At 70.6% G+C, this 25222-nt stretch carries 26 protein-coding genes; 10 read left to right on the plus strand and 16 right to left on the minus strand.

What is annotated here, in order from left to right; all coding sequences use genetic code 11:
* Window positions 1-2 precede the first annotated feature (2 nt).
* Entirely contained in the window at window positions 3-1289 is a 1287-nt protein-coding gene (locus FB559_RS22290; protein ID WP_141957436.1) for a hydroxyacid-oxoacid transhydrogenase, read from the plus strand.
* Between the two features lie 11 nt (window positions 1290-1300).
* Here FB559_RS22290 and FB559_RS22295 read toward each other — a convergent pair whose 3' ends face one another.
* Window positions 1301-2110 (minus strand): SAM-dependent methyltransferase, encoded by an 810-nt coding sequence (locus FB559_RS22295; protein ID WP_246121895.1) that lies wholly within the window; start codon window positions 2108-2110, stop codon window positions 1301-1303.
* 222 nt (window positions 2111-2332) lie between these two features.
* Here FB559_RS22295 and FB559_RS22300 point away from each other — a divergent pair, with 222 nt between their 5' ends.
* The gene (locus FB559_RS22300; protein WP_141957438.1) at window positions 2333-3982 is read left to right on the plus strand and encodes a SpoIIE family protein phosphatase; all 1650 of its coding nucleotides are present in this window, start codon (window positions 2333-2335) and stop codon (window positions 3980-3982) included.
* 990 nt (window positions 3983-4972) lie between these two features.
* On the opposite strand, the gene FB559_RS22305 is transcribed toward FB559_RS22300, so the two are convergent.
* The 7 genes from FB559_RS22305 to FB559_RS22335 all read right to left on the minus strand — a co-directional run bounded on the left by FB559_RS22305 (window position 4973) and on the right by FB559_RS22335 (window position 11826).
* Complete coding sequence (locus FB559_RS22305) at window positions 4973-6565, minus strand: alkaline phosphatase family protein (protein ID WP_141957439.1); 1593 nt, start codon at window positions 6563-6565, stop codon at window positions 4973-4975.
* Between the two features lie 231 nt (window positions 6566-6796).
* A complete protein-coding gene (locus FB559_RS22310) occupies window positions 6797-7795 on the minus strand; it encodes a helix-turn-helix transcriptional regulator (protein WP_141957440.1) in 999 nt (332 codons plus the stop codon).
* A 42-nt stretch (window positions 7796-7837) separates the two neighbouring features.
* Window positions 7838-9790 (minus strand): CHASE3 domain-containing protein, encoded by a 1953-nt coding sequence (locus FB559_RS22315; protein WP_141957441.1) that lies wholly within the window; start codon window positions 9788-9790, stop codon window positions 7838-7840.
* A 167-nt stretch (window positions 9791-9957) separates the two neighbouring features.
* Window positions 9958-10320 carry a fluoride efflux transporter CrcB gene (gene crcB / locus FB559_RS22320; protein ID WP_141957442.1) on the minus strand — a complete coding sequence of 121 codons (363 nt, stop codon included), beginning with the start codon at window positions 10318-10320 and terminating at the stop codon, window positions 9958-9960.
* Window positions 10317-10667, minus strand: coding sequence for a DUF190 domain-containing protein (locus FB559_RS22325; RefSeq protein ID WP_141957443.1), 351 nt, complete (start codon window positions 10665-10667; stop codon window positions 10317-10319). Before FB559_RS22325 ends, crcB (FB559_RS22320) begins: the two co-directional genes overlap by 4 nt.
* A complete protein-coding gene (gene crcB, locus FB559_RS22330; RefSeq protein WP_141957444.1) occupies window positions 10664-11191 on the minus strand; it encodes a fluoride efflux transporter CrcB in 528 nt (175 codons plus the stop codon). Before crcB (FB559_RS22330) ends, FB559_RS22325 begins: the two co-directional genes overlap by 4 nt.
* Window positions 11192-11409: 218 nt before the next feature.
* Window positions 11410-11826, minus strand: coding sequence for a DoxX family protein (locus FB559_RS22335; RefSeq protein ID WP_141957445.1), 417 nt, complete (start codon window positions 11824-11826; stop codon window positions 11410-11412).
* 214 nt (window positions 11827-12040) lie between these two features.
* Between FB559_RS22335 and FB559_RS22340 the strand changes: the two genes are divergently transcribed.
* Complete coding sequence (locus FB559_RS22340; protein WP_141957446.1) at window positions 12041-12376, plus strand: YciI family protein; 336 nt, start codon at window positions 12041-12043, stop codon at window positions 12374-12376.
* A 100-nt stretch (window positions 12377-12476) separates the two neighbouring features.
* Window positions 12477-13754: an RNA polymerase sigma factor gene (locus FB559_RS22345; RefSeq protein WP_185792343.1), complete on the plus strand. Its 1278-nt coding sequence runs from the start codon at window positions 12477-12479 to the stop codon at window positions 13752-13754.
* 29 nt (window positions 13755-13783) lie between these two features.
* On the opposite strand, the gene FB559_RS22350 is transcribed toward FB559_RS22345, so the two are convergent.
* On the minus strand, window positions 13784-14413 hold the full coding sequence (locus tag FB559_RS22350; RefSeq protein WP_141957447.1) for a TetR/AcrR family transcriptional regulator: 630 nt from the start codon (window positions 14411-14413) through the stop codon (window positions 13784-13786).
* A gap of 85 nt (window positions 14414-14498) precedes the next feature.
* Between FB559_RS22350 and FB559_RS44050 the strand changes: the two genes are divergently transcribed.
* Both FB559_RS44050 and FB559_RS22355 read left to right on the plus strand, forming a co-directional pair.
* The gene (locus FB559_RS44050; protein WP_185792344.1) at window positions 14499-14651 is read left to right on the plus strand and encodes a hypothetical protein; all 153 of its coding nucleotides are present in this window, start codon (window positions 14499-14501) and stop codon (window positions 14649-14651) included.
* Between the two features lie 33 nt (window positions 14652-14684).
* Window positions 14685-15521, plus strand: a complete 837-nt coding sequence (locus FB559_RS22355; RefSeq protein ID WP_141957448.1) for an NmrA family NAD(P)-binding protein — start codon at window positions 14685-14687, stop codon at window positions 15519-15521.
* A 57-nt stretch (window positions 15522-15578) separates the two neighbouring features.
* Here the strand turns inward: FB559_RS22355 and FB559_RS22360 are convergent, their stop codons facing one another.
* The gene (locus tag FB559_RS22360; RefSeq protein ID WP_141957449.1) at window positions 15579-16154 is read right to left on the minus strand and encodes a hypothetical protein; all 576 of its coding nucleotides are present in this window, start codon (window positions 16152-16154) and stop codon (window positions 15579-15581) included.
* A gap of 233 nt (window positions 16155-16387) precedes the next feature.
* Window positions 16388-17332 carry a hypothetical protein gene (locus tag FB559_RS22365; RefSeq protein WP_141957450.1) on the minus strand — a complete coding sequence of 315 codons (945 nt, stop codon included), beginning with the start codon at window positions 17330-17332 and terminating at the stop codon, window positions 16388-16390.
* Between the two features lie 298 nt (window positions 17333-17630).
* On the opposite strand from FB559_RS22365, the gene FB559_RS22370 reads away from it, so the two are divergent.
* Window positions 17631-17885 carry a S1 RNA-binding domain-containing protein gene (locus tag FB559_RS22370; protein ID WP_221640127.1) on the plus strand — a complete coding sequence of 85 codons (255 nt, stop codon included), beginning with the start codon at window positions 17631-17633 and terminating at the stop codon, window positions 17883-17885.
* 407 nt (window positions 17886-18292) lie between these two features.
* Window positions 18293-19174 (plus strand): LysR family transcriptional regulator, encoded by an 882-nt coding sequence (locus FB559_RS22375; RefSeq protein ID WP_185792345.1) that lies wholly within the window; start codon window positions 18293-18295, stop codon window positions 19172-19174.
* Here the strand turns inward: FB559_RS22375 and FB559_RS22380 are convergent.
* The gene (locus FB559_RS22380; RefSeq protein ID WP_141957452.1) at window positions 19168-20001 is read right to left on the minus strand and encodes an SDR family NAD(P)-dependent oxidoreductase; all 834 of its coding nucleotides are present in this window, start codon (window positions 19999-20001) and stop codon (window positions 19168-19170) included. The genes FB559_RS22375 and FB559_RS22380 overlap by 7 nt on opposite strands.
* Entirely contained in the window at window positions 19998-20582 is a 585-nt protein-coding gene (locus FB559_RS22385) for a TetR/AcrR family transcriptional regulator (protein WP_141957453.1), read from the minus strand. The genes FB559_RS22380 and FB559_RS22385 overlap by 4 nt, the downstream gene beginning before the upstream one ends.
* Before the next feature lie 57 nt (window positions 20583-20639).
* Between FB559_RS22385 and FB559_RS22390 the strand changes: the two genes are divergently transcribed.
* Entirely contained in the window at window positions 20640-21359 is a 720-nt protein-coding gene (locus FB559_RS22390) for an SDR family oxidoreductase (protein WP_141957454.1), read from the plus strand.
* Window positions 21360-21410: 51 nt separating this feature from the next.
* Here the strand turns inward: FB559_RS22390 and FB559_RS22395 are convergent, their stop codons facing one another.
* The 3 genes from FB559_RS22395 to FB559_RS22405 all read right to left on the minus strand — a co-directional run bounded on the left by FB559_RS22395 (window position 21411) and on the right by FB559_RS22405 (window position 24604).
* Complete coding sequence (locus FB559_RS22395; protein WP_141957455.1) at window positions 21411-22526, minus strand: hypothetical protein; 1116 nt, start codon at window positions 22524-22526, stop codon at window positions 21411-21413.
* 140 nt (window positions 22527-22666) lie between these two features.
* Window positions 22667-24010, minus strand: a complete 1344-nt coding sequence (locus tag FB559_RS22400; protein ID WP_141957456.1) for a carotenoid oxygenase family protein — start codon at window positions 24008-24010, stop codon at window positions 22667-22669.
* Between the two features lie 36 nt (window positions 24011-24046).
* Window positions 24047-24604 (minus strand): hypothetical protein, encoded by a 558-nt coding sequence (locus FB559_RS22405; protein WP_141957457.1) that lies wholly within the window; start codon window positions 24602-24604, stop codon window positions 24047-24049.
* Window positions 24605-24695: 91 nt separating this feature from the next.
* Between FB559_RS22405 and FB559_RS22410 the strand changes: the two genes are divergently transcribed.
* Window positions 24696-25208, plus strand: coding sequence for a PadR family transcriptional regulator (locus FB559_RS22410; RefSeq protein ID WP_141957458.1), 513 nt, complete (start codon window positions 24696-24698; stop codon window positions 25206-25208).
* The last annotated feature ends 14 nt before the right edge of the window (window positions 25209-25222 follow it).

The raw sequence follows: 25222 nt of genomic DNA on the forward strand, positions 1-25222 counted from the left end.
ATATGGCTTCCGTCCCGAGTAATCCCGAATCAGTCTTCACGTACGGCGCGCCGCTGCTGAAGTTCGGCACCGGGTCCTCCGCGGAGATCGGCTACGACCTCGGCCAGTACGGGGCGCGCCGCGTCCTGGTCGTCACCGACCCGGGTGTCGCCGCCACGGGCGCTCCCCAGCGGATCGCCGAGCAGATGAAGGCGTACGGGATCGAGGCGGAGGTGTTCGACGGCGTACGCATCGAGCCGACCGACGCCGGGATGCGCGAGGCGATCGGGTACGCGCGGGACTCGGGGCCCTGGGACGCCTTCGTCGCGGTCGGCGGGGGATCCAGCATCGACACCGCCAAGGCCATCAACCTCCTGACCACCAACGACGGCGACCTCGCCGACTACCTCAACCCGCCGATCGGCGCGGGACGTGCCCCCGCGCGGCCGTTGAACCCGCTGGTGGCGGTGCCGACCACGACCGGAACCGGCGCGGAGAGCACGACCGTCTGCGTGCTCGACGTCCTGGATCTTCGGGTGAAGACCGGCATCAGCCATCCGCGCCTGCGGCCCACCCTCGCGGTGGTCGACCCCGACCTCACCCGTACCCAGCCGTCGGGCGTGACGGCCTCGGCCGGCATGGACATCGTCTGTCACGCGCTGGAGAGCTACACGGCCCGGCCCTACACCTCCTTCGAGCGCAAGCGGCCCGAGGAGCGGGTGCCGTACTGCGGCGCCAACCCGGTCGCCGACATGTGGTCCGAGCGCGCCCTGGCGCTGGTCGCACGCTCGTTCCGCACCGCCGTACGCGACGGGGACGACACGGAGGCCCGCGGCGAGATGGCGCTCGCCGCGACCTTCGCCGGCCTGGGCTTCGGCAACGCCGGCGTGCACATCCCGCACGCCAACGCGTACCCGATCGCCGGCCAGGTCAGGGACTTCCATCCGGCCGGCTACCCGCGGGAGGAGCCGATGGTGCCGCACGGCATGGCGGTCTCCCTCACCGCACCGGAGGCGTTCCGGTTCACCTTCGAGGCGGAACCGGACCGGCATGTACGCGCGGCGGAGCTGCTCGAACCCCGGCTCGACCGGAGCGGCGACCCGGCGGAGTACCTGCCCTCGGTGCTGATCCGCCTGATGCGTGACATCGGGATCCCGAACGGGATCGCGGACGTCGGCTACACGGACGCCGACGTCACCGACCTCGTCGCGGGCACGCTGAAGCAGCAGCGGCTCCTCGCCACCTCGCCGCGGGAGACGACCGAGGACGACCTCGCCGGGATCCTCACCCGGTCGATGTCCCTCTGGTAGGCGGCCTCCGGTCAGGTCTTGCGGGCCACGCCCGCGTACCCCCAGGAGTGTTCGGGGTGCTCGAACGGCACGTCGGTCTCGGCGGGACGCCACAGCGGGAGGTACACCAGGCCGGGGTCGAGCAGCTCCAGGCCGTCGAAGAACGTCTCGACGCTCGCGTGGTCGCGCGGCCTGCCGGGCGCCGAGGCGCGCGAGTAGAGCTTCTCCACCGCCTCGACGACCTGGTTGGAACGTCCGTCGAGTGTGCCGTGGGAGAGGGCGAGGTAGCTTCCGGGCACCGTGGCGGCCGTGAGGCGCTTCACCAGGTCGCCCGGCTGCTCCTCGTCGGTGATGAAGTGCAGGACGGCGACGAGCAGGAGGCCCAGCGGCTGGTCGAAGTCGATGAGCCTGGTCACGTCCGGGTGGGCGAGGATCAGCTCGGGTTCGCGTAGGTCCGCGTGCACGATCGTGGCCCGGTCGTTGCCGGCCAGGATCGACCGGCTGTGCGCGATGGCGACCGGGTCGGTGTCGACGTAGACCACCCGGGACTCCGGAGCCGCGGATTGGGCGATCTCGTGGACATTTCCCGAGGTCGGTACGCCGGATCCGATATCGAGAAACTGCCGGATCCCCGCGTCGACCAGGAACTTCACCGCCCGGCCCAGAAACGCGCGGTTCGCTCGTGCGGCGTCACGCGCGGTCGGCTCGATCGCGGTGAGCGCGCTCGCCACGTCGCGGTCGGCGGCGAAATTGTGTGAACCGCCCAGTAGGGCGTCGTATACCCGGGCGACATTGGCGCGTTCCACATCGACTTCGGGGGGTGCCCAGCTTTCGTGCTCCACCTGTCCGCCATTCGTGTCAGGGGTCACTGACTGGCCGTGACCACACTGGAAAGCCCGGTCGTGATCAAGCCTAGATGGTTGGGGCGTACGGGTCGATGTGCGCGCGGCATATCCGTATATAGTTCCCGAATTCGCCAGCGTGTGGCGTTGCTCCCTCATGCCCGCTCATAGGAGGATCTGGTGCCACGGCTACATGGAGCGGACAGGGAGGCCCGCGCGACCATGGAGCAAGGTGTCGACGCGAGCGTCCGCACCGCCCCGGCGGCGCTCGGACTGACCACGCTCGCCACGTTAGCCGTGGCGGCGACGGGCCGGGTGCTGCGCTGGAGCCCGGCGGCCGCCGAACTCTTCGGCAGGACGACTGCCGAGGTCCGCGGCCGCGACATGTGCGACGTGATGCTGAACGGCGAGCACCGCGAGGCGGTCACGACGGCGATCGCGGGCGCGGCGACCGGCACGGCCTCGACGGCCCTGCTGCCGTTACGACTGGGCGACGGGCACGTCGTCCCGGTGGAGTTCCGCTGGGAGCCGATGACCGACATCCAGGGCCGGGTGACGGTGGGGGTCAGCGCGCTGCCCCGGCATGACGCTCCCGCCACGGACCAGGTGGTCCTGGGCATCGGCGCGACCCTGGACCTGCGGCAGACCGCCCGCGAGCTGGCGGACGCCCTCACCTCACGCCTCTGTTACGGCGCCGGCGTGTACGTGCTCGAACGCCTGCTGGTCGATGACCAGGTGCCCTCCTACGAGGAGACCGAGTCACGCGTCGTCGTACGCCGGATGGCACTGCGCGTCGCCGACGGGCGCCCACACGACTGGGCGTCGGCGTTCCCCCCGGACGAGGTGATCGCCTACTCGGTCGACACGAGCATCGTGCGCAGCATGAGCACCGGCCGCCCGATCGCCTTCACCTCCCTGGACACCCAGACCATGGGCCGGCTCAGAGACCGCCTGTCGGTGCGGCCCTCGCTCAACGAGATCCTCGGCCTCCACAGCTTCCTGACCGTCCCGCTCATCGCGCGCGGGACCGTCATGGGCTTCACGGTGCTCGCCCGCCGGCCGGGTGCCGCGCCCTTCACCGCCGAGGAGGCGGACCTCGCCCACCGGCTCGCCGACCACGCCGCCGTGTGCATGGACAACGGCCGCCTGTACGACCGGGAACGGCGCACCTCTAAGATCCTCCAGCGCAGCCTGCTGCCGGTGGCACTGAAGACACCGCCCGGAATGCAGATCGCCCACCGCTACCTGCCCGCCGGCCAGACCAGCCGGATCGGCGGCGACTGGTACGACGCCATTCCGCTCCCCGGCGGAAAGGTCGCACTGGTCGTCGGCGACGCGATGGGCCACGGCACCACCGCGGCACTGGTCATGGGCCAGCTGCGCACCGCCGTACGCATCCTGGCCAGGCTGGGCCTGCCGCCCGCGGACCTGCTGCGAAACCTGGACGAGATCGCCCAGGAACTCACGACGGCGCAGTTCGCCACGTGCATCTATGCACTCTGCGACCCGGCCGGCGGACGCGTCACCATCGCCCGTGCGGGCCACGTCCCGCCGATCCTCGCAACCGCAGAGGGCTCGTCGGAACTGATCGACCTGCCGCCCGGCCTTCCCCTCGGGGTGGGTGAGGCCAGCTACGAGGCGATGGAGATCCAGGTACCGGAGAACAGCACGCTCATCCTGTGCACGGACGGACTGGTCGAACACCGCACCCGCGACATGGACACGGGCCTGGCCGAGATCCGTGCCCTCCTGTCCGAGGCGCCGCACGACCTGGAGACCGCCTGCGACCAAATCGTGAAACACCTGCACACGGGCGTGAGCACGGACGACGCGACCCTGCTCCTGGCCCGCCTCCAGCCACCTGCACACTGATCGCCCACCCGCGAGAGTTATCCACATCCGCCCCGGTCGTCTTCCCCCGCCTTGGGGGTCGCTGGACAATGGGAATAGGGCGGCCCCCCAGGGCGGGCGGGGCTTACAGGGCGGCCCCCCAGGGCGGGCGGGGCTTACAGGGCGGGGCTTACAGGGCGGGGCTTACAGGGCGGGGCTTACAGGGCGGGGCTTACAGGGCGGGGCTTAGGGGGCGGCCCCAGGATGGCCCCCAAGAGCGGGCGGGCTTACAGGGCGGGCGGCATCTGCGGCGGGGCGGAGCCGTGTGCATACGGTGGTCAGCGTCTGGGTGGACATGCCCGCTGTCCGTTCGCGCGGTTCGGTGGGTTTGGTGACCGTAGGCTTCGTGGTTCGTTGATGCAGGTGGTGCGGGGCCTTCGTGGCGTCGGCCCGGGTCAGGTGCACGGCCTAAGTCGATTCCGCGATGCCGTCGCTGTCTTGGGTGACGCACGGGCGCGACCGGCGGGCGCCGCGTCTGCGGTGGCGTAGGCGTGGGCGTCCAGTGGGTCGGACTTGCCCAGGTTGCGGCGCTGGGGGCGGTCGGGCCGGTTCACCTCGATGACGTCGGCGCCCTGGTTGGGCAGGTAGCGGACTAAGCCTGCCTCGTAGGTACCGGTGTCCTCGATCCCGGCGCTGTGTGGCCGCCCGAACGAGCGCGTCCACTCCCGTAGTTGTTCATAGTCCTCGCCGTGGCCTGGAAGGGTGCACCGGCGATCCTGGTGCCGTTCATCAGCTCCATCGCTGCGTGATGGGCGTCGGCGTGGGTGTCGAGGCCGCCCACGATCCGCCGCTTTTTGGGCCTTCCATCCGCACGTGCCTTGACCTGCCACCTCCGTAGCGAACGTGAGGTGGTACGCGCCGGGCCGGTGAGCGGACAGACAGTGACGGGACCTGTTGCCAGGTCCTAGTCAAGTCACGAGCACCCCCCAGAGCGACCCCCGGGCGGCCTCCCAGAACGGGCCTACAAGGCGGTCAGCGCGTGGGTTGGGGTTGGGAGCCGAAGGCGGTCAGGAAGCGGTCGCGGAAGGCGTTCATCGGCCAGACCGGGGCGTGCGGGCCGGGTTTGAGGCCGTCCTGCCAGCCCCACGTCGAGATCCGGTCCAGTACGGCCGGGTCCCGGGCGACGATGGTGATCGGCACGTCCCGGTCGGCGTTCTGGCCGGTGATGAGCGGGGCCGGCTGGTGGTCGCCGAGGAAGATGAGCACCAGGTTGTCATCGCCGTAGGTCTGCACGTAGGAGATGAGGGCGTTCAGCGAGTACTCGATCGACTGCCGGTACGCCGTGCGGATTCGCGACGGGCTGCGCCACACGTCCTCCGGCTTGTCGCCGGCGGCGGCCATCGGGCCGAAGACCGTGCCGTCGCCCACGGTTTTCCAGTCGACCAGGCCGGACGGGGTCGGGGCCCAGGGCGCGTGGCTCGTGACGAGGGGGATCTCGGCCATCACCGGCGGGTGTTTCGGCTTCGCCCGCTCGGTGCGCTGGAAGACCGACAGGGTGTACTGGTCCGGCGGGGTGCCCCAGTTGAAACGGGGGCCGCGGTACCCGATGGTCCAGCGGTCGTAGACGTGTTCGTACCCGTAGAACTTCGCCTCCGGCCAGGCGGTGGTGGTGCCCGGCATCACGGCGGCCGTCTGCCAGCCCGCGCCCTCGAACGCCTTGGAGAGAGTCAGGCGGTCGCTCGACACCAGGCTGTTGTAGCGCTGCTGGTTGTTGATCCACAGTCCGGACAGCAGCGTGGAGTGGGCCAGCCAGCTGCCGCCGCCCGCCGTCGGTGAGGTGAGGAACGCGCTGCGGGAGGCGAACCCGGCCGCGCGCAGCCGGCTGCTTCCGGCGTCGAGGACGGCGCCCACCTCGGAGGCGTACCTCGGGTCCTCGATCGCGTCGCGTCCGTAGCTCTCGACGAAGGAGAGGAGGACGTCCTTGCCGCGCAGGCCGGTCAGAAGCCGGTCGGACGGGACGCCGCCGAAGGCGTCCACGGAGGCCTCCTTGGCGAACTCCTTGCGGTCCTCCAGGCTCCTGCGCACCTGGAGCAGGCGGCCCGCGGCGACGCCGGCGACCGGCACGCCCGGGACGAGCTGTGCGCCCAGGGCGGCGCAGGTCACCCACGCGACGCCCAGGAGAGTCGCGGCGCCGGTCGCGCTGGTGTTGTGCTGGACTACGAGGCGGGTCAGGCGCAGCACCGCCAGCGTCATGAGGACGAGTACGCCGACGGCGAGGACCGCGGCCAGGATCCCGGCGCCGATCGCGCCCGCCCTGCCGACCGATGCCGAGAGGAACTGGTTGGCCGAGCCGAACAGGGACCAGTCGAACACCAGGTTGAACGGCCGGGCCAGAACCGTGGAGAAGCCGATATCGACGATCTTCACGATGGCGAGCAGCCCGAGGATCACTCCGATGATCACCGCCGCCACCCGCTTCGCCCTCCCCGGCAGGATCAGGACCAGGGCGACGCCGAGCAGTCCCTCCAGCGGGATGCGTACGAACGCCTCAGGGGTGAAGCGGGTGATCTGGTTCGGCGCGATCAGGGCGAACAGCACGAGCACGCAGGCCAGCGCCGTCGTCACCCATCCCGCGACGGTGCGCCCTCTCGACCGGTGACCGCCGCCCTCGACGGCGTCCGGCGATGGCTCCGTACCCTGGGCCGGTCGACGGCGCAAACGCGTGAAGAACGGCAATCCAGGGGCCTTTCAGTACGGTGCCGGATGATCCGGTCACTGCTGCGAGCACCGGCCCGCCCTCCGGCGACGGATCGGTGGTGCTGTTTATTACCTACACGGAAGACCACAGGAGGCGGTTCAACCGTTATGGGCGGAATCCGGGGTGGCCGTGGCCGGTGGGAGCCCGGCGGTCGCGCGGGCGAAACGGGCGCCCCACTCACGGATCCGCTCGACCAGCTCGGGCGAGCCGACCACCTCGAACTCGGCGCCGACGGTGCCCAGTGCCAGTATCGGCCAGTCCAAGGAGTCCGCGGTCATCAGCATGCGGCAGCGTCCGGAGTCGAGGTCCTCGACCGTCGCCCACTGGCCGACCTGCGCGCGCACCTGGTCTCCGGGAGCGTGCACGACCGCCTCGACGGTGTACGGAGCGGGGATGTTGCCGATCCCGGCGCGTACGAACGCCGCCGGGTCCTCGGCCGGCAGCTCGCGCGGGCGGAAACGTACGCTCGTGCCGGCCGGATCGGCGAGCCGGTCGAGGCGGAAGCTGCGCCAGTCGTGCCGGGTGAGGTCGTACGCGACGAGGTACCAGCGGCGGCCGAGCGAGACCAGCCGGTGCGGCTCGACGTGCCGCTCGGTGCGCTCGCCGCGATGCGCGGTGTAGGAGAACCGCAGGCGCTCCTCGTCACGGCAGGCCTGCGCGACGGTCGTGAGCACGCCCGAGTCGACGGTCGGCCCGGTGCTCCACACCGCGGGCACCGTGGCCACCCGCAAGGCGTCCACCCGGCGGCGCAGACGTGCGGGCATGACCTGCACCACCTTGGTGAGGGCGCGGATCGAGGACTCCTCGATGCCGGCCACCGCGCCCTGGGCGGCCGCCCGCAGCCCGATGGCGAGCGCCACCGCCTCCTCGTCGTCGACCACGAGCGGCGGCAACGCGGCGCCGGGGGCGAGCTGGTAACCACCGGCCACACCGCGATGGGCCTCGACCGGATAGCCGAGCTCCCTTAGCCGGTCGACGTCACGCCGCAGGGTGCGTACGGACACCCCGAGCCGGCCGGCGAGCTCGGTACCCGGCCAGTAGCGGTGGGTCTGCAGCAGCGAGAGCAGCCGCAGGGTCCGAGAGCTCGTGTTGGCCATGCCCTCATCATGCACGCGACACAGGTCAGAAAGTGGCCGGAATCAGCTCGTCGGGACGGGCACGTCGACGAGCAGCGACGTGCCGCCCCCGGTGGGGCTGATCACCCGGATCGTCCCGCCGAGCGACTCGATGCGGTCCTTGAGCCCGAACAGTCCGGATCCGCGGGTGGGATCGGCTCCGCCGATGCCGTTGTCGTTGACCCGCAGCTTGAGGGTGGCGTGTTCGAGGGTCAGGTCGATGTTGACGACGGTGGCGTGGGAGTACTTCGCCACGTTGGTGAGCGCCTCGGAGACGGTGTAGTAGATGGCGACCTGGATGTGGTCGGGCAGGTTCCGGTCGATGTGCACACCGAGCTTGGCCGGCACCTCCGACCGCTGGGTCAGCGCCTCGAGGGCACGGCGGAGGCCGCTTCGCGAGAGCGTCGCCGGGTGCAGGCCGCGGGAGATCTCGCGCAGGTCGTCCAGCACGCTGTCCAGGCCTCGCGCGGTCCCGGCCAGCTGCTCCTTCAGGTGAAAGAGCTCGGGGTCGATGATCCCGTCCGTCTCCAGCAGCTCCTTCCCGAGAGCCGTGAGGCGCCGCTGCGGCCCGGTGCTGAGGTTGCGCTCGATACGTCGCCGCGCCTCGTCGGAGGCCGCGACGATCCGTGCGGAAGAGGCGAGCAGCTCGTTGCGGTTCTCGGCGTTGGCGATCGCGGTGGCCAGGAGTTCCACGAATTCCACCAGGCGCTCCTCGGTGTCTTTGGGAGGCGGCTCGGGGTCGAGCGAGAACACCGCGATCATGCCCCAGAGGTGCCCGCCGACCGTGATCGGGCAGCCCACGACATAGCGGATCCCGTGCACCCGCGACCAGACCCCGATCGTGCTCGTGGCCTCGTCGGTGTTGACGCGCGCCGGCCGGCGGGTCTGGACGATCTCGGCCGCCGCGCTCTGCTCCTCGACCGGCCAGCGGCCGTTGACCGGGGGCATGATGTCCGGGGCGCCGGGCGAGGTCCAGTGGCCGACCGCGGTCGCGACCAGAGAGGGGTCGAAGCGGTTGACGACCGCGTACTCCATCCCCTGAATCCGGCCCAGCTCGCTGGCGACCGCGGTGAAGATCTCGCTCGGGGAGACGCCGCGGGCGATGAGCGTCGCGATCCGGCGGAGGGCCCCCTGCTCCTCCACGACCCGCCGGAGCTGCTGGCGGTCCGCCTGCAGCGAGCCGGCCATCACGTTGAAGGTGCGTTCGAGTACGCCGACGTCGTTGCGTGAGACCTCGGGGATCCGTACCGACAGGTCGCCGCCGGCCAGGTTGCTGGCCATGGCGGAGGTACGCCGGACCGGGCGGAGAATGGCACGTGTCAGGTAGCCGGAGAAGAGCAGCAGGAGCAGCAACGCCCCGCCCGCGCCGACCGCCGCGATGATCGTGGCGTGGGCCGCGTCCGCCGTGGAGCGCCCCTCGTGGGACTGGATCAGATCGTTCTCCGCGGCCATGAAGGCGTCGAACTGCGTGCGCAGCGGTGCGAGCCGCTGCTCTCCCTCGGCGATCGTCGCCAGCGACCGCGCGGACACGGGCTCCTGCTGGATCGCCGACGCGAGCGGGATCGAGTACTCGCGGACGTACGTCTCGGTGTTCTGCACGATCTCCTGCGCCCGCGAGCTCTGGGCGGGGTCGTTCTCCGCGGTGAGGCGCTCCAGCGTCCGGCCTTCGGTGATGGCGTCGGACTGGGCGTCCTTCAGGGGCGCCAGAAGCCTCCTGTCCCCGGTGATGACGAAGCCGCGCACGTCGGTCTCGAGGTCGGTCACCAGCCTCTGCAGGCGGTTCGCCGAGGCCATGATCGCCTTGGCGTGGTTCGCGACGCCCGCCGACTTTCTCAGGTCGAGGATGACCGAGAACAGCAGGGAGTACGCGCCGATGGCGAGCAGCACGACGATCCCGCTCGCGAAGACGATGCGGCGGGTCAGTCCACCTCGCGGATCGGTCCCCGATCGCTTCGGGCGTGTCGCCCGCTCGCTCACTGATCATCCCCCCGGAGCGGCGATTACAGACGGTAAGGCGGTTCGGCCGTGCCTGTCACTCTACGGTGGCCAGGAGTGCCTTGACGACCTGCGCGAATCCCCGTCGTCAGGGGGATGACCAGGCGTTTCTCTGGTCACTGACGTTGCGGCCGTACGGCCCGCAACGCTTACAGTCCGACACCGGCGGCGTATCCGAGGGCCGCCGCGAGCACGCCGAGGACCAGGCTCCCGAGCGCGTTCAGCCCGGCCTCGAGGAGCGAGCCCTCCTCGAGGAGGCGCGTGGTCTCGAAGCCGAACGTGCTGAAGGTCGTGAGGGCGCCGCAGAAGCCGGTGCCGGCGAAGACGACCAGATCCTTGGGCAGCGACTGCGAGGCGCCGGTGAGCACGCCCAGCACCAGGCAGCCGATCAGGTTGACGGTCAGCGTCCCCCACGGGAAGACGCTCTCGTGGCGCCGCTGGACGGCCCGGTCGAGGAGGTAGCGGGCGGGGGCGCCGATGGTCCCGCCGAGGAAGACCAGGATGACGGTCACGACGAGCCGCCCTTCGCCCGGCCCGCGTAGCGATGGACCTCGACGTCGTCGATGATCACGAGTCCCTCGTCGATGAGGCCGTCGAGCGCGGGCAGGAAGCCGTCGATCTTGTCCTCGGTGTCGACGATCACGATGGCGACGGGCAGGTCGTCGCTGAGGGACAGGATCCGGCTGGTGTGGATGTGGGAGGACGCGCCGTAGCCCTCGATGCCGTGAAAGACACTGGCGCCCGCGAGCCCGTACTCGTGCGCCCGGTGCACGATCTCGGTGTACAGCGGCCGGTGGTGGTGCTGGTCGGTCTCGCCGATGAAGATCGTCAACCGGCGTGCGCGGCCCTGCGATCTCATGTGCTCCGTCCTTTCTCTCCCCGTCTGACGGGCCGTCCGGCGATGAGCCGGACCAGCGCGATGCCGCACCACACGGCCGCCACACCGCCGACGAGGCTGCTCAGGGCGTACGCGCCGGTGAGCGCCCACGCGCCGTTTCCGGCGAGACCGCGGAGTTCGACGGCGAAGGTGGAGAAGGTCGTGTAGCCGCCCAGGATCCCGATCCCCACGAACGGACGTACGTAGCGACGGGGCGGCCAGACGTCCAGGACGAACACCATCAGGATGCCGAGCGCGAAGCTCCCGCTCAGGTTGATCAGGAAGGTCGCCCAGGGAAAGTGGCCCGCGTGCACCGGCATGGCGGTGGCGATGAGATAGCGCGCCACGCTGCCCAGCCCGCCGCCGAGGGCGATCGCGGCCAGGACGTCGAGCCGGCGATCGCGCCGGGAGGGGCGCCCTGCGCGAAAGACGTCCGGCTGCTCGCCGTCGAGGCCCACGCCGGAACCGGCGGGCGGGGAGTCGGGGTCGATCGGGCCGTGCGACATCACGACATTGTCCCGTAGGGAGGGATCGCGGGGCCGGGCTGCGGGCGGTGTACGGGCATGGTGCCTCCCTGACCTTGGCCAGGGACCGTCAGCGGAGATCCGCGGTTGGAGGTGAGCCCCATCACCTGCTGCGGGATCCATTGTGCCGTATCGCCGTCCTCAGGGACGAACGGGCGGCCCGCTGGAGCTCACGGGCCGCCCGTACGCCCCCGGCCCGGTCAGAGCCCGAACCGGTCGAGGAGGGCGGTCGCCTGCGGGCGCCGGTACCGCGCGATGATCACGAACAGGACGGCGAACCCGGCCGGCATCAGTGCCCACACCGGGGCCAGGACGAGCAGCTGGGTGAGAACCGCACCGATCATGACGCCGACCAGGCCGATCGCGGCCGGGGTGGCGAGCCGGGGGATCAGCAGGCCGATCGCGCCGGCCGCCTCGCACGTACCGGTGAGGTAGCGGAACCACTGGCCCCAGCCGATCTTGGTGAAGGTCTCCACCGCGTCCCGCTGGCCCGCGAACTTGGGCGCGGCCGAGGCGAACAGCAGGAAGGCCGCCAGCAGGATCTGGACCGTCCACAGCGTGATGTCGGTGGCGCGTCGCCGGTTCGTCGTGGGCGCTGAGCGGGTCGCTGTGCTCATGTCGTGGGTCCTTCCGGATGCCGGCCGGGTCGCGTCTCAACCCGTCCTCGTGTTCACGCGTCGAACGAGGGGCGCCAGGATCGACATGCCGGGCGATTTCTTCGGCGGGGAAACAAATCTCGGCCGACGTGTCGATCCGCACGCGTCCCGTTCGACGCGTAGGCAAAGGCCGGGCCGGACCCGCCTTAGGACCACTGCACAAGGAGACACGGCGATGCGATTCCTGCTGATGACGACGGGCGACCCACAGGCCACGGCGGCCCCGCTCGACGAGAACCTCATGATCGAGATGGGCAAGTTCATCGAGGAGATGACCCAGGCCGGGGTGCTGCTCGCCACCGGCGGGCTCGACCCGAACGGCATCCACATCAAGAACTCCGGCGGCGAGATCACCGTGACCGACGGCCCGTTCGCCGAGGCGAAGGAGGCCGTCGTCGGCTTCGCCCTGATCGACGTCAGGTCGAAGGAGGAGGCGGTCGAGCTCTCGAAGCGCTTCTGGAAGATCGTCGGAGACGGCGAGGGCGAGATCCGGCAGGTCTTCGGCCCGTGATCTCGCGGTCCCGCATGGCCGTCGTCATGCGGGACGGGCCAGGTCACGCGATGCCCCTACGGCTTGCGCCGGAGCGGGCACCGGTGCTCTGATCGGTCGCGTGACCGCTTCGGATACCCACCGCGCGATCGACGCGGTGTGGCGGCTCGAGTCGGCCCGGATCATCGCCGGCCTGACCCGGATGATGCGCGACGTCGGCGTCGCCGAGGAGCTCGCGCAGGACGCGCTGGTCGTCGCGCTGGAAAAATGGCCCGAGTCTGGCGTCCCGGATAATCCGGGCGCCTGGCTCATGGCCACCGCGAAGCACCGGGCGATCGATCTCCTGCGCCGGAACAAGCGCCTGGAGACGAAACAGGAGCAACTCGGGCACGAGCTGGAGACCGGCCCGGACACGGCCGAGGCGGAGATCGACGCCGCGCTCGACGACGACCTGGGCGACGACGTCCTGCGCCTCATGTTCATCTCCTGTCACCCGGTCCTGTCCACCGAGTCGCGCGTCGCGCTGACCCTTCGCCTGCTGGGCGGCCTGACCACCGACGAGATCGCCCGAGCGTTCCTCGTGCCGGAGCCGACCGTCGCCCAGCGGATCGTCCGTGCCAAGCGCACGCTTTCGGCGAAGCGGATCCCCTTCGAGGTGCCGCCCGAGGCCGAGCGCGCCGCCCGGCTCTCGTCGGTGCTCGAGGTGCTGTACCTGGTGTACAACGAGGGATACTCGGCCACCGCCGGAGACGACTGGATGCGGCCCGCGCTCTGCGCGGAGGCGCTGCGGCTAGGCCGCGTCCTGGCCGAGCTCGCCCCGAAGGAGCCCGAGGTCCACGGCCTCGTCGCGCTCATGGAGATCCAGGCGTCGCGCTCGTCCGCGCGCACCGGGCCCTCCGGCGAGCCGATCCCGCTGCTGGAGCAGAACCGCGGGCGCTGGGACCAGCTCCTCATCCGCCGTGGTTTCGCCGCGCTGCTACGGGCGGAGCGGGCCGGCGCGCCCCTCGGCCCGTACGTCCTGCAGGGCGCGATCGCCGCCTGCCACGCCCAGGCGCGGACCCCGGAGGAGACCGACTGGGCCCGCATCGCGACGCTCTACCAGGCGCTCGCACGCCTCACGCCCTCGCCCGTCGTCGAGCTGAACCGCGCGGTCGCGCTCGGCATGGCCTTCGGTCCGGCCGAGGGCCTGGAGCTCGCCGACCGGCTGACCGGGGAGCCCGCGCTGAAGAGCTACCACCTCCTGCCGAGTGTGCGCGCCGACTTCCTGGCCAGGCTCGGCCGCTCCGACGAGGCGCGTTCGGAGTACGAGCGAGCGGCCGCACTCACCCGCAACGAACGCGAACGCCGGGTGCTCCTCGAACGCGCCGCCGCGTGCGCGCCCGGAAAGACGGGCCCTTAGGACGCGTAACACGGCACCGCAGGATCCGTCTATCGCGCTGTCGCCTGATCGTGGATGTGGGCGATCACGGTGTCGATGGCGGCTTCCAGGGCGTCGGTGGTGTGCTGGGCCTGGGCGAGCAGAAGCCCGCCCTGGACGGCGGCCAGGAGCGCGAGGGCGAGCTGGTCGGCGTCGGTCTGCGGGCGCAGGGAGCCATTGGCGAGCATGCCGAGCAGGCCTTCGCGGATTACCGTGGCCCACGCGGTGAAGCTCGCGGCCAGGGCGTCTCGTGCCTGTGGGTCGTGGTCGGACAGTTCGCTGGACAGGCTGCCGAGCGGGCAGCCCCCGGTGCCGCCGTACTGCCGGGCAGCGTCGACGACGACATCGCGCCATGCCTTCAGGGCGTCGAGGCTGTCGAGCCGGGCCAGCAAGGGGGCCTGGTTCGCGAGGATCGCCTCGGTTTGGTAGGCGATGACCGCCCGGGTGAGATCGTCCTTGTCGGCGAAGTAGTGGTAGATCTGCGATGAGCTGACTCCGGCGACGTCGCGTAGCGCCGGGGTGCTCGTGCCGGCCGCTCCGTGCCGGTACATCAGATCCGCTGCGGCCGCGATGATCCGGTCGCGGGTCGCGCGGCCCTTCTTGGTGCTCGGCGCGTCCTGCCGCGCTGTCCGCGTTGACATCCGCTCACCCCTGAAACTGGATTTGACGATCCAATCTTAGCCATCCTAGATTGGATAGCCCAATCCAATTTGGCGGAGCGTGGCCATGGCTTCCGAACCGACAACCGCGTTGATCACCGGTGGAACCTCGGGCATCGGCCGCGCCGTCGTGCGGCTTTCCAGCCGCCAGGGCGGGCAGGCCCGGCCGATCACCGGCACCGTCCCGGCCGTCGACGCCGGACGCGCCTCCGCACTCTGACCTTTTGCGACCCGCCTACGAGGGAGAACATCAATGATTCTGGTAACCGGCGCGTCCGGAAAGGTGGGCTCCGAAGCCGTCCGGCTGCTCGGCGCGCAGCACCAGTCCACGAGAGCGCTGGTACGCGATGCGTCCCGCGCGCCCCGAGCCGACGTCGAGATCGTCACCGGCGACTTCGACCGCCCGGACACGCTCGACGCGGCCATGCGCGGCATCGAGACCGTCATCCTGGTCAGCCCGGCCGTGCCCGCCCAGGAGATCGCGGTCATCGCCGGCGCCGTGCGCCAGGGCGTACAGCACATCGTCAAGATCACGAGCAAGGCGTCGGCCGATTCCCCGGTCGAGCGCCGTCGCGGTCAGGCGCGGATCGAGGCTTATCTGCTGACCGCCGGACTTTCCTACACGCTGCTGCGGGCGAACGCCTACATGCAGAACCTCCTCACCCTGGCTCCGATGATCAAACAGTCAGGCGGGTTCCTGATGTCCGCCGGCGACGGCCAGGTCGGCATGGTCGATGCCCGTGACGTCGCCGCGACCGCCGTGAAGGTGGCCGCCTCGCCGGGGACACACGCCGGCCGGACGTACTGGCTGACCGGGCCGGACCTGATCACCTACAACGACGTCGCCAAGGAGTTGTCCGAGGCGCTCGGACACACGGTCGATTACCGCCGGACCACTCCCGCCGAGCACCGGGTGGCGATGGTCCAGGCGGGCGTGCCCGAGACGGTCGCGACCTCCAACGCCCAGGCCTTCGGGCTGGTCGCCGAGGGTGACGCGGCATGGCTGTCGGACGAGGTCGCATCGGTCACCGGCGCGGCGCCGCGCCCGCTGCGCACCTTCATCGCCGACCACATCGCGGCATTCACCTGAACGTCGACACCAGCACGTCGATATCGGCCGTCTTCGAACCCGGGCTCATGCGAGGACCTAGCCGGGCTGGGTGGCCGGCTCCGGCATGAGCAGTCGCACACTCCTGATCAGTAGCGCGGCGAAGGCGAGCTGGAACGCGAGCTGCCCCTGGATGAGGAATCCATGCTCGGGCAGCACGAAGATCGCGGAGAAGACGCCGCTCGCGAACTGCGCCAGGAGGAGGCACGTGGCCCACGAGTCGCCGCCGGTCCAGCCCAGCAACCGCGCGCCGAGCGCGAGCTGGAGGACGAAGACCGCGGCGCCGAGCAGCGTGTGCACCCAGTCGAACATCAGGTTCACGCTGTACGGCGTCAGGACGACGCCCGCCGACATCGCGGCGAGACCGCTCGCCATCCCGCGTATGTAGGGCGGCGCGGGCCAGGCCGGTGCCGCCCAGCAGAGGGCACGCCAGGTGAACAGGCCGGAGCCGATCAGGGCGATGGCGTACGGTACGACCGTCCGCCGGAAGGTGCCGTAGTAGCTGATGCCGTCGTTGGCGATCAGGCCGTGCGGTTTGAGCACGACGCACATCAGCAGCCCGCCGAACAGACAGGCCTGGGCCAGCATGAGGTTGCTGATCACCTTGCGACTCATGGACGAGCGATCCTCTCCCGGGGGACTTCGCGCCGCGGACTCCGGTCGACCCGGTGGACCACCGCAGAGCACGAGGGTAACCGACGAGGACCGCCGCTACCGCCTCTGACCTGCGCTCCTATGGTCTGCGGCGCGCTCGCGGCCGGCATCGAGATCGCCAGGAACCGCCGCCCCGGCCCGGCGGTCCGGCGTCGAGCCGGGGCTCTTCAGCTCCGCCTGTCAATGACGGGGGCTCAGTCCCGCAGGGAGGCGATCAGCAGGTTGGGGTCGCCGCCGCCGAAGTACGCGCCGTCGGTGACGTAGACGTCCTTGCCGCGCACCGCCACGGCCGTGGGGTTGTCCAGACCGTCCGCCGAGGTCAGAACGTCTTCGGCCCGGCCGCTTCGATCGATCATCACGACCTTGTTCTCCTGGTTGACGGCCGCGAGCACGGTACGGCCGCCGCCGGTGAAGGCGAAGTCGTCGACCGGCCCGAGGTCTTTCGCGACCACGCTCGGGGCGCCGGAGGTTCCGGTCCGTCCGATCGGGATGCGGATCAGGGTCCCGGCGCCGATGTTCGACACCCATACCGCTCCGCCGTGCACCTTGACGCCGTTGGCGCCGAACCCTCCGGCGGGCGTCAGGACGTCGCCGGTGGCCCACTCCGCGGGAGCGCCACCGCCGGCGGGCATACTCCAGATCACCGGGTGGGCGGAGTCGGCGACGTACAGCCTCCCCGTCCGCCAGTCGGCGGCCATGCCGTTGAGGAAGCCGTCGGCCGGCAGCGCGGCGATCCGTACGGGGGCCGTACCAGGCCGGACGCGGTAGACGCCGGTGCCGCCCGCAGTGCCCGTGGACACCGTGACGTAGAGCGCGCCGTCCGGGGCACGGACGATGCCGCCGAGAAAGATCTTGTGGTGGTCGCCCGGGACGTCGCCGTCGCCGGGGACGGGGATCCGTCCGACGATCCGGACCCGGCCGGTCAGGTCGACCCGTGCGATCTCGCCGGTGTAGGCGAACGTGAGGTCGGCGGACCCGTCCGGCTCCAGGGCGATGTTCTCCGGCTGCTGACCCGTGGCCTGGTCCAGGTGGACCAGGACCCGCGGGTCGCCGACCGGAGGCGCCGAGGCGAGCGCGGGCGTGCCGGCGAGGATCGCGGCCAGGGCGGCCGCGATCGCGGCGTTGCTGAGAAAGGACATGGTGAAATCTCCGATTGACCGTGGTGAGGTAAGCGGTGACCAGTCTTGGCGACGGCACAGAGGGAGCACAAAGACCGGTTGAGTCCCGCGCGCATACCTCTCGGGTATCGCCTCAATTCTCGAAGTGGGTGTTGAACGGCGCCGGGCATATTTGCTAACGTAAAGAACGTGATTGCCGGATCGGCCATGGGCCACGAGCGAGAGAGTTCTCCGGCAATGCCTTGATCGCCGGGCGGGCCCGCGGCCCGCCGGATCTCCGCGCTTCGCGAAACGACGTGTGCGGAGAGGAGGTGATCACATGAGTCAGCCGCATACCCCGGTTTCGCTGGAGACCTGGCAGGACTTCCTGGCCGCCCACGCCGTCGGCGGGGTCGTCGACGGGCACGTGAGCAGCGTCGTTCCCTTCGGTGCGTTCGTCGAGGTGGGAGACGGCATCCACGGTCTGCTGCACCGGGACACCTGGTCCGCCCCGCCGGAGGTCGGCGCCGGCATTCGGGTCAGAATCCTCGCCGTCGACCTCGAAGGCCGCCGGATGAGCCTTTCTGAGGCCTGACAAAGGGCACGCATGGCGGCCGGGTCCGAGACCGGCCGCCATGCAATGCTGCCATTTTCAAGAATGGCTGTCTCAGGACCCCGAAAGGCGGTCGCGAGGCGGGTGAGGGCCGCCCGTATGCCATTGCCGTAATCGTCGTCCCCGAGCGCGCCGGCCCGGTGTCCGGCCTCGGCGAGATGGTGCCGCGCCCTGTCCGGCTCGCCGAACCGCCGGTAGTCCTCGGCCAGGTTGAGATGCAGCGAGGGGTAGAAGCCGCGTACCCGACCCGCTCCATCACCTCGTCCTGAGGGCTCATCGACGATCGCCTTCCGCATCTCGCCACGCCTTTGCCGAGCCTAGGCATGGGCACCGACACGCCTGGTGGGCAAGGGGCATACCGTGTTGGCGTGGTGGTCGATTTGCGTCTTATGAGGTATGTCGTCGCGGTTGCGGATGAGGGCGGGTTCCAGCGGGCGGCCGAGCGCCTGCACATGGCTCAGCCGCCGCTGAGCCGGCAGATCCGCGACCTCGAACGCGAGCTGGGCGTCCGGTTGTTCGAGCGGCGGCCGACCCGGCTGACCGAGCCCGGCCGGGTGTTCGTCGAGTCGGCGCGACGGGTCCTGGCCGCCGCCACCGGTCTGGTCGAGGACACCCGGCGTGCCGGCCGCGGGGAGACCGGCCTGGTGCGCGTGGGCTACATCCCCAGCGCGGCGCACGAGACACTGCCGCACCTGCTCGCGGTGATGGCGGACGAACGCCCCGGGGTCCAGGTCGACGTACGCGAGGCATGGTCGGCGGAGCTGGACCACGCACTGCGCGAGGAGCGCGTCGACGTCGTCCTCGCCCGCGGCATCCCGGACCGTGACATGTACGCGCGGGAGACGCTGCGAAGCGAGCCGCTCGCCGTGGTCCTCGGCGAGCGGCATCCGCTGGCGTCGCGCGAGGCGGTCCATCTGCGGGACCTGCGGGGACAGGCGTTCTGTTTCTTCCCTCGCCACGTCGCGCCGGACTCCTACGACGCGGTGCTCGCGGCGCTCACGCACACCGGTGAGCGGTTCGACGCCTGGGAGAGCCCGATACCGCAGGCCCGCCACGACCGGCTACGTACGGGGGAGGGCTTCACCGTCGTGCCGCGCTCGCTCCGCGACGACCCGCCCACCGGGACGGTGAGCCTCGACATCCTCGACGACCTGCCCTCGGTGGACCTCGAGCTCGTCTGGCGCCAGGACTCGCTCTCCCCATCCGCGGGCGCCCTGATCGAGGTGGCGCGGCGCCTCGCGGTCGGCGACTCCTGGACGCCGGCTCACTGAGTCACGTCGGCGTGGCCGACGAGCTTCAGGCTGCGGTTCCACAGCTCGGTACGTGCCGCGGCGTCGTACGCCTGCGCGCCGGCCTCGGCCTCGCGGGTCCGGTCGAAGAACCTGCCCGTGGTGGCCGCCAGGCTCTCGTCGCTGACGAGCCGGTCGGTGGCCGCGACGCCGTCCTCGAGGGTGTCGATGCTGCGGCCGCGCTCCGCCAGGACCATCTTGGTCGGCATGTACGTCGAGGGATGCAGGCTGTTGACCGTGACCTCGGCGGCCGGGATCCGCGCGGCCAGCTCGAAACCCGACATGATCTGGGCGAGCTTGCTCTGGCCGTACGCGCGGCCGCCGCTGTAGCCCTTCTCGATCATGAGGTCGTCGAAGTCGATCGGGTACTGGCCGAGGGAGGCGACGTTGACGATCCGCGCCGGCGCCGACCGGCGCAGCAGCGGGAGGAGTTCGAGCGTGAGGAGGAACCCCGCCAGGTAGTTCACGGCGAAGCGCAGCTCGTACCCGTCGCGGCTCGTGCCGCGCTCGCGCCCCTCGGGCAGGCCACCGCCGATGCCCGCGTTGCTCACGAGCACGTCCAGCCGGTCGGTCGCGCCGCGTACCTCATCGGCCAATCGGCGCACCTGGTCGAGTTCGGCCAGGTCCGCGCGCAGCGTGATCGGCCGCCGTACGCCCCGGATGCCGTCGGCGACGGCGTCGAGCCGGCCCTGGTCCCGGCCGTGCAGGATGAGAGTGGCACCTGGATCGGTCGAGGCCAGGTGGCCGGCGAGGGCGCGGCCGAGGCCGTCCGTCGCTCCGGTGATGAGGATCGTTCGCTGGTCGGTCATCTGTCTCTCCTGGTCAGCAGGGCGATCAGTTCCTCGATGAGCTGCTGGTCGACGTCCCTGCGGGTGGCGAGTATCCGGTACCAGAGGGTGCCGAACACGATGTCGATGGCGGTCTCGGGCGGCGGGCTCGCGGGGAGGTCACCGCGGACGCGTGCCTGGTCGAGGACCGTCCCCAGGGCGTCCCGGCGGTGCCTGAGGAACATCTCGCGGAACCGCTCGCCGAACTCCGAGTCGATCTGCGCCTCGGCCATCAGCGCGCGGAGCAGGTCGACCACCTGCGGCCGGCTGCCGAGCGCGAAGGTGGAGCCGAGGAACGCGCGCAGATCGGCTTCGTACGTCCCCTCGTCCGGCACCGGGATGTGCAGCTCCGCCTTGGCGACCAGCGCGTCCAGGAGCACGTCGGCCTTTGACGGCCACCAGCGGTAGATCGTCTGCTTCCCCGCGCCGGAGCGGGCCGCGATCCCCTCGATCGTGAGTCCGGCGTAACCGACCTCGAGGGTGAGCTCCACCGCCGCCGCGATGATGGCGAGCCGGCTCTCCTCGCTGCGCTTGCGACCTGGGCGTCCCGGTTGATCGTTCACGGAGCCATGCTAGCTTGATTCGAGACGAGACGTAACGGTTCGAAATTGGGAGCGATCATGAGTGTCAGCACCGCGCTGGTCGTCGGAGGAACCTCCGGCATCGGGCTCGCCACCGCACGCCGCCTCCGCGAGGCGGGAGCGGCCGTCCACGTCGCCGCACGCGGCGAGAAAGGGCTCGCCGATCTCGCGGCCACCGATCCCACGATCACCGGCCACCGCGCCGACGGCGGGGACCGCTCCGCGATCGGGGCGGTCGCCGCGGAGATCGGGGCGGTCGACTGGCTCGTCGTCGCGTTGAGCGGGAGGGAGGGGCCGGGCCCCATCGCGGATCTGGATCTCGGCATGCTGCGCCGGGCCTTCGACGCCAAGTTCTGGGGTCACCTCACCACCGTCCAGGCGGTGCTGCCCTACCTTGCGCCCACGGGCTCGATCACGCTGCTCAGTGCCATCACGGCCCGTACCGGCATGCCCGGCACCGCCGGTGTCGCCGCGATCAACGGTGCCGTCGAGGCCCTCGTACGCCCGCTCGCCGCCGAGCTCGCGCCCGTACGGGTCAACGGGGTCTCGCCGGGCTTCGTCGACACGCCCTGGTGGAGCGCTCTGCCCGAGGACGCGCGGCGGGAGTACTTCGCCCAGGCCGCCCAGGCGCTCCCGGTACGGCGCATCGCGACCGCGGAGGACGTGGCGGAGGCGGTGGTCCTGGCGGCCACGAACCCCAACCTCACCGGCACGGTGATCGAAACGGACGGCGGCGCCCGCCTCGTGTCGATGGCGTGAGCGCCCCGGCGGGACGGTGAGGGGTCCAGGCCCCTCACCGTCCTCGGTGGGTCAGCGCGGCAAGGGCCCGTTCACCCAGACGGCGCCGTCGGAGGTGTTCCGGTCGGCGGGGAACACCTCGCCTACCGCCCAGGTGGAGCCGCTGTGCGGCACGGTGGTCACGTCGTTCACCCGGAGCACCTTTCCGTCCGGGCGCTGAGGCCGTACCTCGGTCCACTGCCCGTCCGCGTAGTGCAGCAGCTCCGGAGCGTCGTACGGCTCGTCCACCGAGGGCGTGACCCAGACCCCGCCGTGGCCGTCGGAGGTCACGTCGCCCAGGATGCCCTGGCCGGTGGAGGGCGGATCGAGCCGCTGCCAGGAGTGCCCGTCGAAGTGCAGCGCGAGGGGCGTGTAGCTCCAGTCGTCACCGCTCGTCCGGTATTCGTCACCGACGATCCACACGTCCTGTGGCGACGTCGCGTGGATCGCGTGGAACTCCGCGAAGTGGGTCTCTTCCTGTGGCAGACCTGGAACGTCCACCCGCGTCCACGTCCGGCCGTCCCATCGGGAGAGTACGTTGTCGCGGCCGACGTCATCGGTGCCGATGGCCCAGATGTCGTCGGGCGCCACGGCACTCGCCCGTGCCAACTGCCCGTCCGGCGTCTCGACCTGCTTCCAGGAGCGGCCGTCGTAGTGCCAGGTGCCGATTCCTGGGCCGATGTGGGAAGAGCCGAAGACCCACACGTCACGCGCGCTCAGCACCGCCGCGTCGGACAGGATGTCGCTGCCGGGCCATCGCTGGGCGACGCTCCACCGCTGACCGTTCCAGCGGAGCGCGTACGCGTCGCCTGCCTCGTCGCCCCCCGCGAACGCCCAGACGTTACCCGGCCCGGTGGCGTCGGCGGCCGTGATCCCGCGTTGGAGGCCGGCCGGCAGGGTGGCTCCGGTCCACGACCGTCCGTTCCAGCGGCGCGCCACCGGGGACCACTGGCCGTCGGTCGTCAGCGACCCGCCGAACGCCCAGGCGTCCGCCGGTCCGGTCGCGACCGTCGCTCTCAGTGCCTCATAACCGGTCGGCCGGTTGCCCGCGTAGGCGATGCGCCAGGTCCCGGTGTCGGCCGCGACCGCTGGAACCACTCCGGTGGTGAGGCCGAGAGCGGCGATCGTTCCCACGACCGCCGCTCGCAAGCTGTTTCCGCCAAGCATGACTGTCCCCGTCCTTGTTCCCCTGCCCGGAAGAGTGGAGCGGGGGAGGCGGTCGCCCGGGTTAACGAAACCGCCATATATGTGACGCGCACGGGGCCCCGGCGGATGACCGCCGGGCGAGATTAGAGGTCGGCGAGCCAGCTGCCGTGGAAGCCGTAGGGGACGCGGCCGGGAAGATGGACCGTGGCGACCGGCGGGGCGCTCAGGTCCGCGGAGTCGAGGATGACCAGGTCGCTGCGGTCGGTGGCGGCGTCGTAGACGTACGTCACCAGCCAGCCGGCGCCGCCCGGTGAGTCGTCGGCGGGGGCGAAGGCCGCCTCGGCGGGGAACCTGCCGGGGCCGAAGTCGTGCTCGACCACCGCGCCCGTGCGCAGGTCGTAGCGGAGCAGCGCGCCCGACTCACGGTCGTCGCCCGTACCGACGGCCGTGGCGTGCCCGTAATGGGCGTCCAGGCCCACGAGACGGTCGTCGACACGCGGGAACTCGGCGGCGCGGTCGTCGACCTGCTCCTCCGACACCGTCCCGGTGGTCAGGTCGATGGTCCAGCGCCACAGCGTCGGGCGCTGGTTGACGGCGTTCTGGTCACGTCGCCACAGCTCCGGATAGCGCATGACGTACACCACGATCCGGTCGCCGTCGTCGTGCGCGTTGAGCGGGTGGAACACATAGCACGGGTCGATGTCGAACCACCGGACCGTCCCGTACGGGTCGTCGCGCCGCAGGACGCCGAGGCGGGCGCCGTACCCGTCGTCCCAGCGGTACGGCATGGTGCCGGCGAAGGCCAGCTCCATGTCGAAGACGACCGGCAGGTCCATGAAGACGACATGCCCGGCGGTGAGGTTGAAGTCGTGCAGCATCGTCGGGCCGGGCACCTCGACGGGCCGGCTGACGACCAGGTCACCGTTCGCGTCGGCCCGGTGGTAGGTCAGGTAAGGCGCCTCGATGCCGTACCCGAAGAAGTGCATCTCCCCGGTGAGCGGACAGGTCTTCGGGTGCGCCGTCATCGCGGTCGTCAGCTTGCCGCCGAAGTCGTACGGGCCGGCCGTGTCCAGGTCGCAGGCTCCGGAAGGAAGGGGACCGGACCCGGACAGGTGCATCTCGTGCGGGAAGGAGGATTCGACCAGGGCGAGCGTACGGCCCGCGTGCCGTACGACGTGGGTGTTGGCGACACCCGCGGCCAGGTCGAGGTTGCCCTTGTCGTCGCGCAGGGGGACATCGTCGGTGAAGGTCTTGGTGCGGACCCACCGGTTCCGGTACGACGTGGCGCGGCCCCCGTCGAGACGTACGCCGTGGATCATGCCGTCGCCGAAGAACCAGTGGCCGGAGGCGGCGTCGTGCGGGTTGGGGCCGTTGCGCAGGTACCAGCCGTTCAGGGTGTCCGGGACACGGCCGGTGACGGGCAGGTCGTACGCGGTGAGTTCCTCGGTGACGGGGGCGTAGTTCCCGGCCAGGTGTGCGGGTGGCATCGAATGCTCCTTGTGACTCGATCGACTGCGGGCAGGTCAGCTGAACAGGGCCTTGACCTTGGCCTCGACGTGGGCGACGTACAGCTTGGTGAAAACGATCGGGATGGCGAGACCGGCGACCTGGACGGTCACGATCGCGGCCACGTTCCCGCCCGCGTGGGCGATGAGCGTCGCGGCGACGGCGGACACGACGAACGACGCGGTCCAGACGGACGTGATGATCATGTTGATCTTGAGGAACTCGGGCAGGTCCCAGAACTCACGCGGCGTCGTCTGCTTGGCGATGCCGAGGGTGAACGGCCTGCGGATCGCCAGGGAGATCCCGGCGATGAGGGCCAGCGTCCCGTTGGCGAGCGCGGCGGAGTAGGGGTGCAGGCCCGAGTCCGGGTCGGCGAAGGCGATGACCGTGAGCGCCGCGAAGAAGACCGAGGAACCGATCTCGATGGTGATCGCGTCGGCGCCCCGGCCGGCCCGGGTCTGCACGACGATCGAGGCGATCGCGACGACGAGGGCGGCGAGCGCTCCCCACTGCCAGCTGCCCGACGGCACGACGGCGTAGACGATCCAGGGAAGGAAGCTGCGGACGTACATCATCGGAGGGCTCCTTGTGACATTCCTATTCTGACATGTCGAGAGTAGAAGCTCCACTTTCGACATGTCAACACTGGAAGGTAGAATCGCTCTCATGAGTCTTCGCCATGCCCTGCTCGGACTGCTGGTCGATCGGTCGGCCAGCGGCTATGACCTGCTCAAACTCTTCAACACCTCACTGGCCAACGTGTGGCCCGCCACACAGAGCCAGCTCTACACCGAGCTCAACAAGCTCGCCGAGGCCGGTCTGATCGCCGTCGCGGCAGAGGGTCCGCGAGGCCGCAAGCAGTACGCGCTCACCGACGAGGGGCTCGCCGAACTGCGCCACTGGCTGACCGAGACCGAGCCGCAGCACCAAGGCCGCAGCGAGGTGCTGCTCCGGGTGTTCTTCCTCGGAGTGGTGAGCCACGAACGGGCGCGCGAGTACCTCGCCGACCTGAGCACCCTGTTCGCCGAGGAGAGCGCCGACCTGCGAGAGCTGGAGCGGTCGATCGACTGGGAGGACGGCGACCTGGCGGTGTACGGCCGGATCGCGCTGGAGTACGGGCTGCGCTTCAACGCCATGCGACAGGAGTGGGCCGATTGGGCGATCCAACAGATCAAGTGATGCGTTATGTACGT

This window comes from Actinoallomurus bryophytorum, assembly GCF_006716425.1.
Lineage (GTDB): Bacteria > Actinomycetota > Actinomycetes > Streptosporangiales > Streptosporangiaceae > Actinoallomurus > Actinoallomurus bryophytorum.

What these genes read in the sequence shown, in the direction of transcription:
- FB559_RS22350 (WP_141957447.1), bottom strand. Translation starts at nt 14,413, where the DNA reads ATGTCAACGCGGACAGCGCGGCAGGACGCGCCGAGCACCAAGAAGGGC.
- FB559_RS22355 (WP_141957448.1), top strand. Translation starts at nt 14,685, where the DNA reads ATGATTCTGGTAACCGGCGCGTCCGGAAAGGTGGGCTCCGAAGCCGTC.
- FB559_RS22365 (WP_141957450.1), bottom strand. Translation starts at nt 17,332, where the DNA reads ATGTCCTTTCTCAGCAACGCCGCGATCGCGGCCGCCCTGGCCGCGATC.
- FB559_RS22370 (WP_221640127.1), top strand. Translation starts at nt 17,631, where the DNA reads ATGAGTCAGCCGCATACCCCGGTTTCGCTGGAGACCTGGCAGGACTTC.
- FB559_RS22400 (WP_141957456.1), bottom strand. Translation starts at nt 24,010, where the DNA reads ATGCCACCCGCACACCTGGCCGGGAACTACGCCCCCGTCACCGAGGAA.
- FB559_RS22380 (WP_141957452.1), bottom strand. Translation starts at nt 20,001, where the DNA reads ATGACCGACCAGCGAACGATCCTCATCACCGGAGCGACGGACGGCCTC.
- FB559_RS22410 (WP_141957458.1), top strand. Translation starts at nt 24,696, where the DNA reads ATGAGTCTTCGCCATGCCCTGCTCGGACTGCTGGTCGATCGGTCGGCC.
- FB559_RS22360 (WP_141957449.1), bottom strand. Translation starts at nt 16,154, where the DNA reads ATGAGTCGCAAGGTGATCAGCAACCTCATGCTGGCCCAGGCCTGTCTG.
- FB559_RS22390 (WP_141957454.1), top strand. Translation starts at nt 20,640, where the DNA reads ATGAGTGTCAGCACCGCGCTGGTCGTCGGAGGAACCTCCGGCATCGGG.
- FB559_RS22375 (WP_185792345.1), top strand. Translation starts at nt 18,293, where the DNA reads ATGAGGTATGTCGTCGCGGTTGCGGATGAGGGCGGGTTCCAGCGGGCG.
- crcB (WP_141957444.1), bottom strand. Translation starts at nt 11,191, where the DNA reads ATGTCGCACGGCCCGATCGACCCCGACTCCCCGCCCGCCGGTTCCGGC.
- FB559_RS22290 (WP_141957436.1), top strand. Translation starts at nt 3, where the DNA reads ATGGCTTCCGTCCCGAGTAATCCCGAATCAGTCTTCACGTACGGCGCG.
- FB559_RS22310 (WP_141957440.1), bottom strand. Translation starts at nt 7,795, where the DNA reads ATGGCCAACACGAGCTCTCGGACCCTGCGGCTGCTCTCGCTGCTGCAG.
- FB559_RS22335 (WP_141957445.1), bottom strand. Translation starts at nt 11,826, where the DNA reads ATGAGCACAGCGACCCGCTCAGCGCCCACGACGAACCGGCGACGCGCC.
- FB559_RS44050 (WP_185792344.1), top strand. Translation starts at nt 14,499, where the DNA reads ATGGCTTCCGAACCGACAACCGCGTTGATCACCGGTGGAACCTCGGGC.
- FB559_RS22340 (WP_141957446.1), top strand. Translation starts at nt 12,041, where the DNA reads ATGCGATTCCTGCTGATGACGACGGGCGACCCACAGGCCACGGCGGCC.
- FB559_RS22300 (WP_141957438.1), top strand. Translation starts at nt 2,333, where the DNA reads ATGGAGCAAGGTGTCGACGCGAGCGTCCGCACCGCCCCGGCGGCGCTC.
- FB559_RS22405 (WP_141957457.1), bottom strand. Translation starts at nt 24,604, where the DNA reads ATGATGTACGTCCGCAGCTTCCTTCCCTGGATCGTCTACGCCGTCGTG.
- FB559_RS22325 (WP_141957443.1), bottom strand. Translation starts at nt 10,667, where the DNA reads ATGAGATCGCAGGGCCGCGCACGCCGGTTGACGATCTTCATCGGCGAG.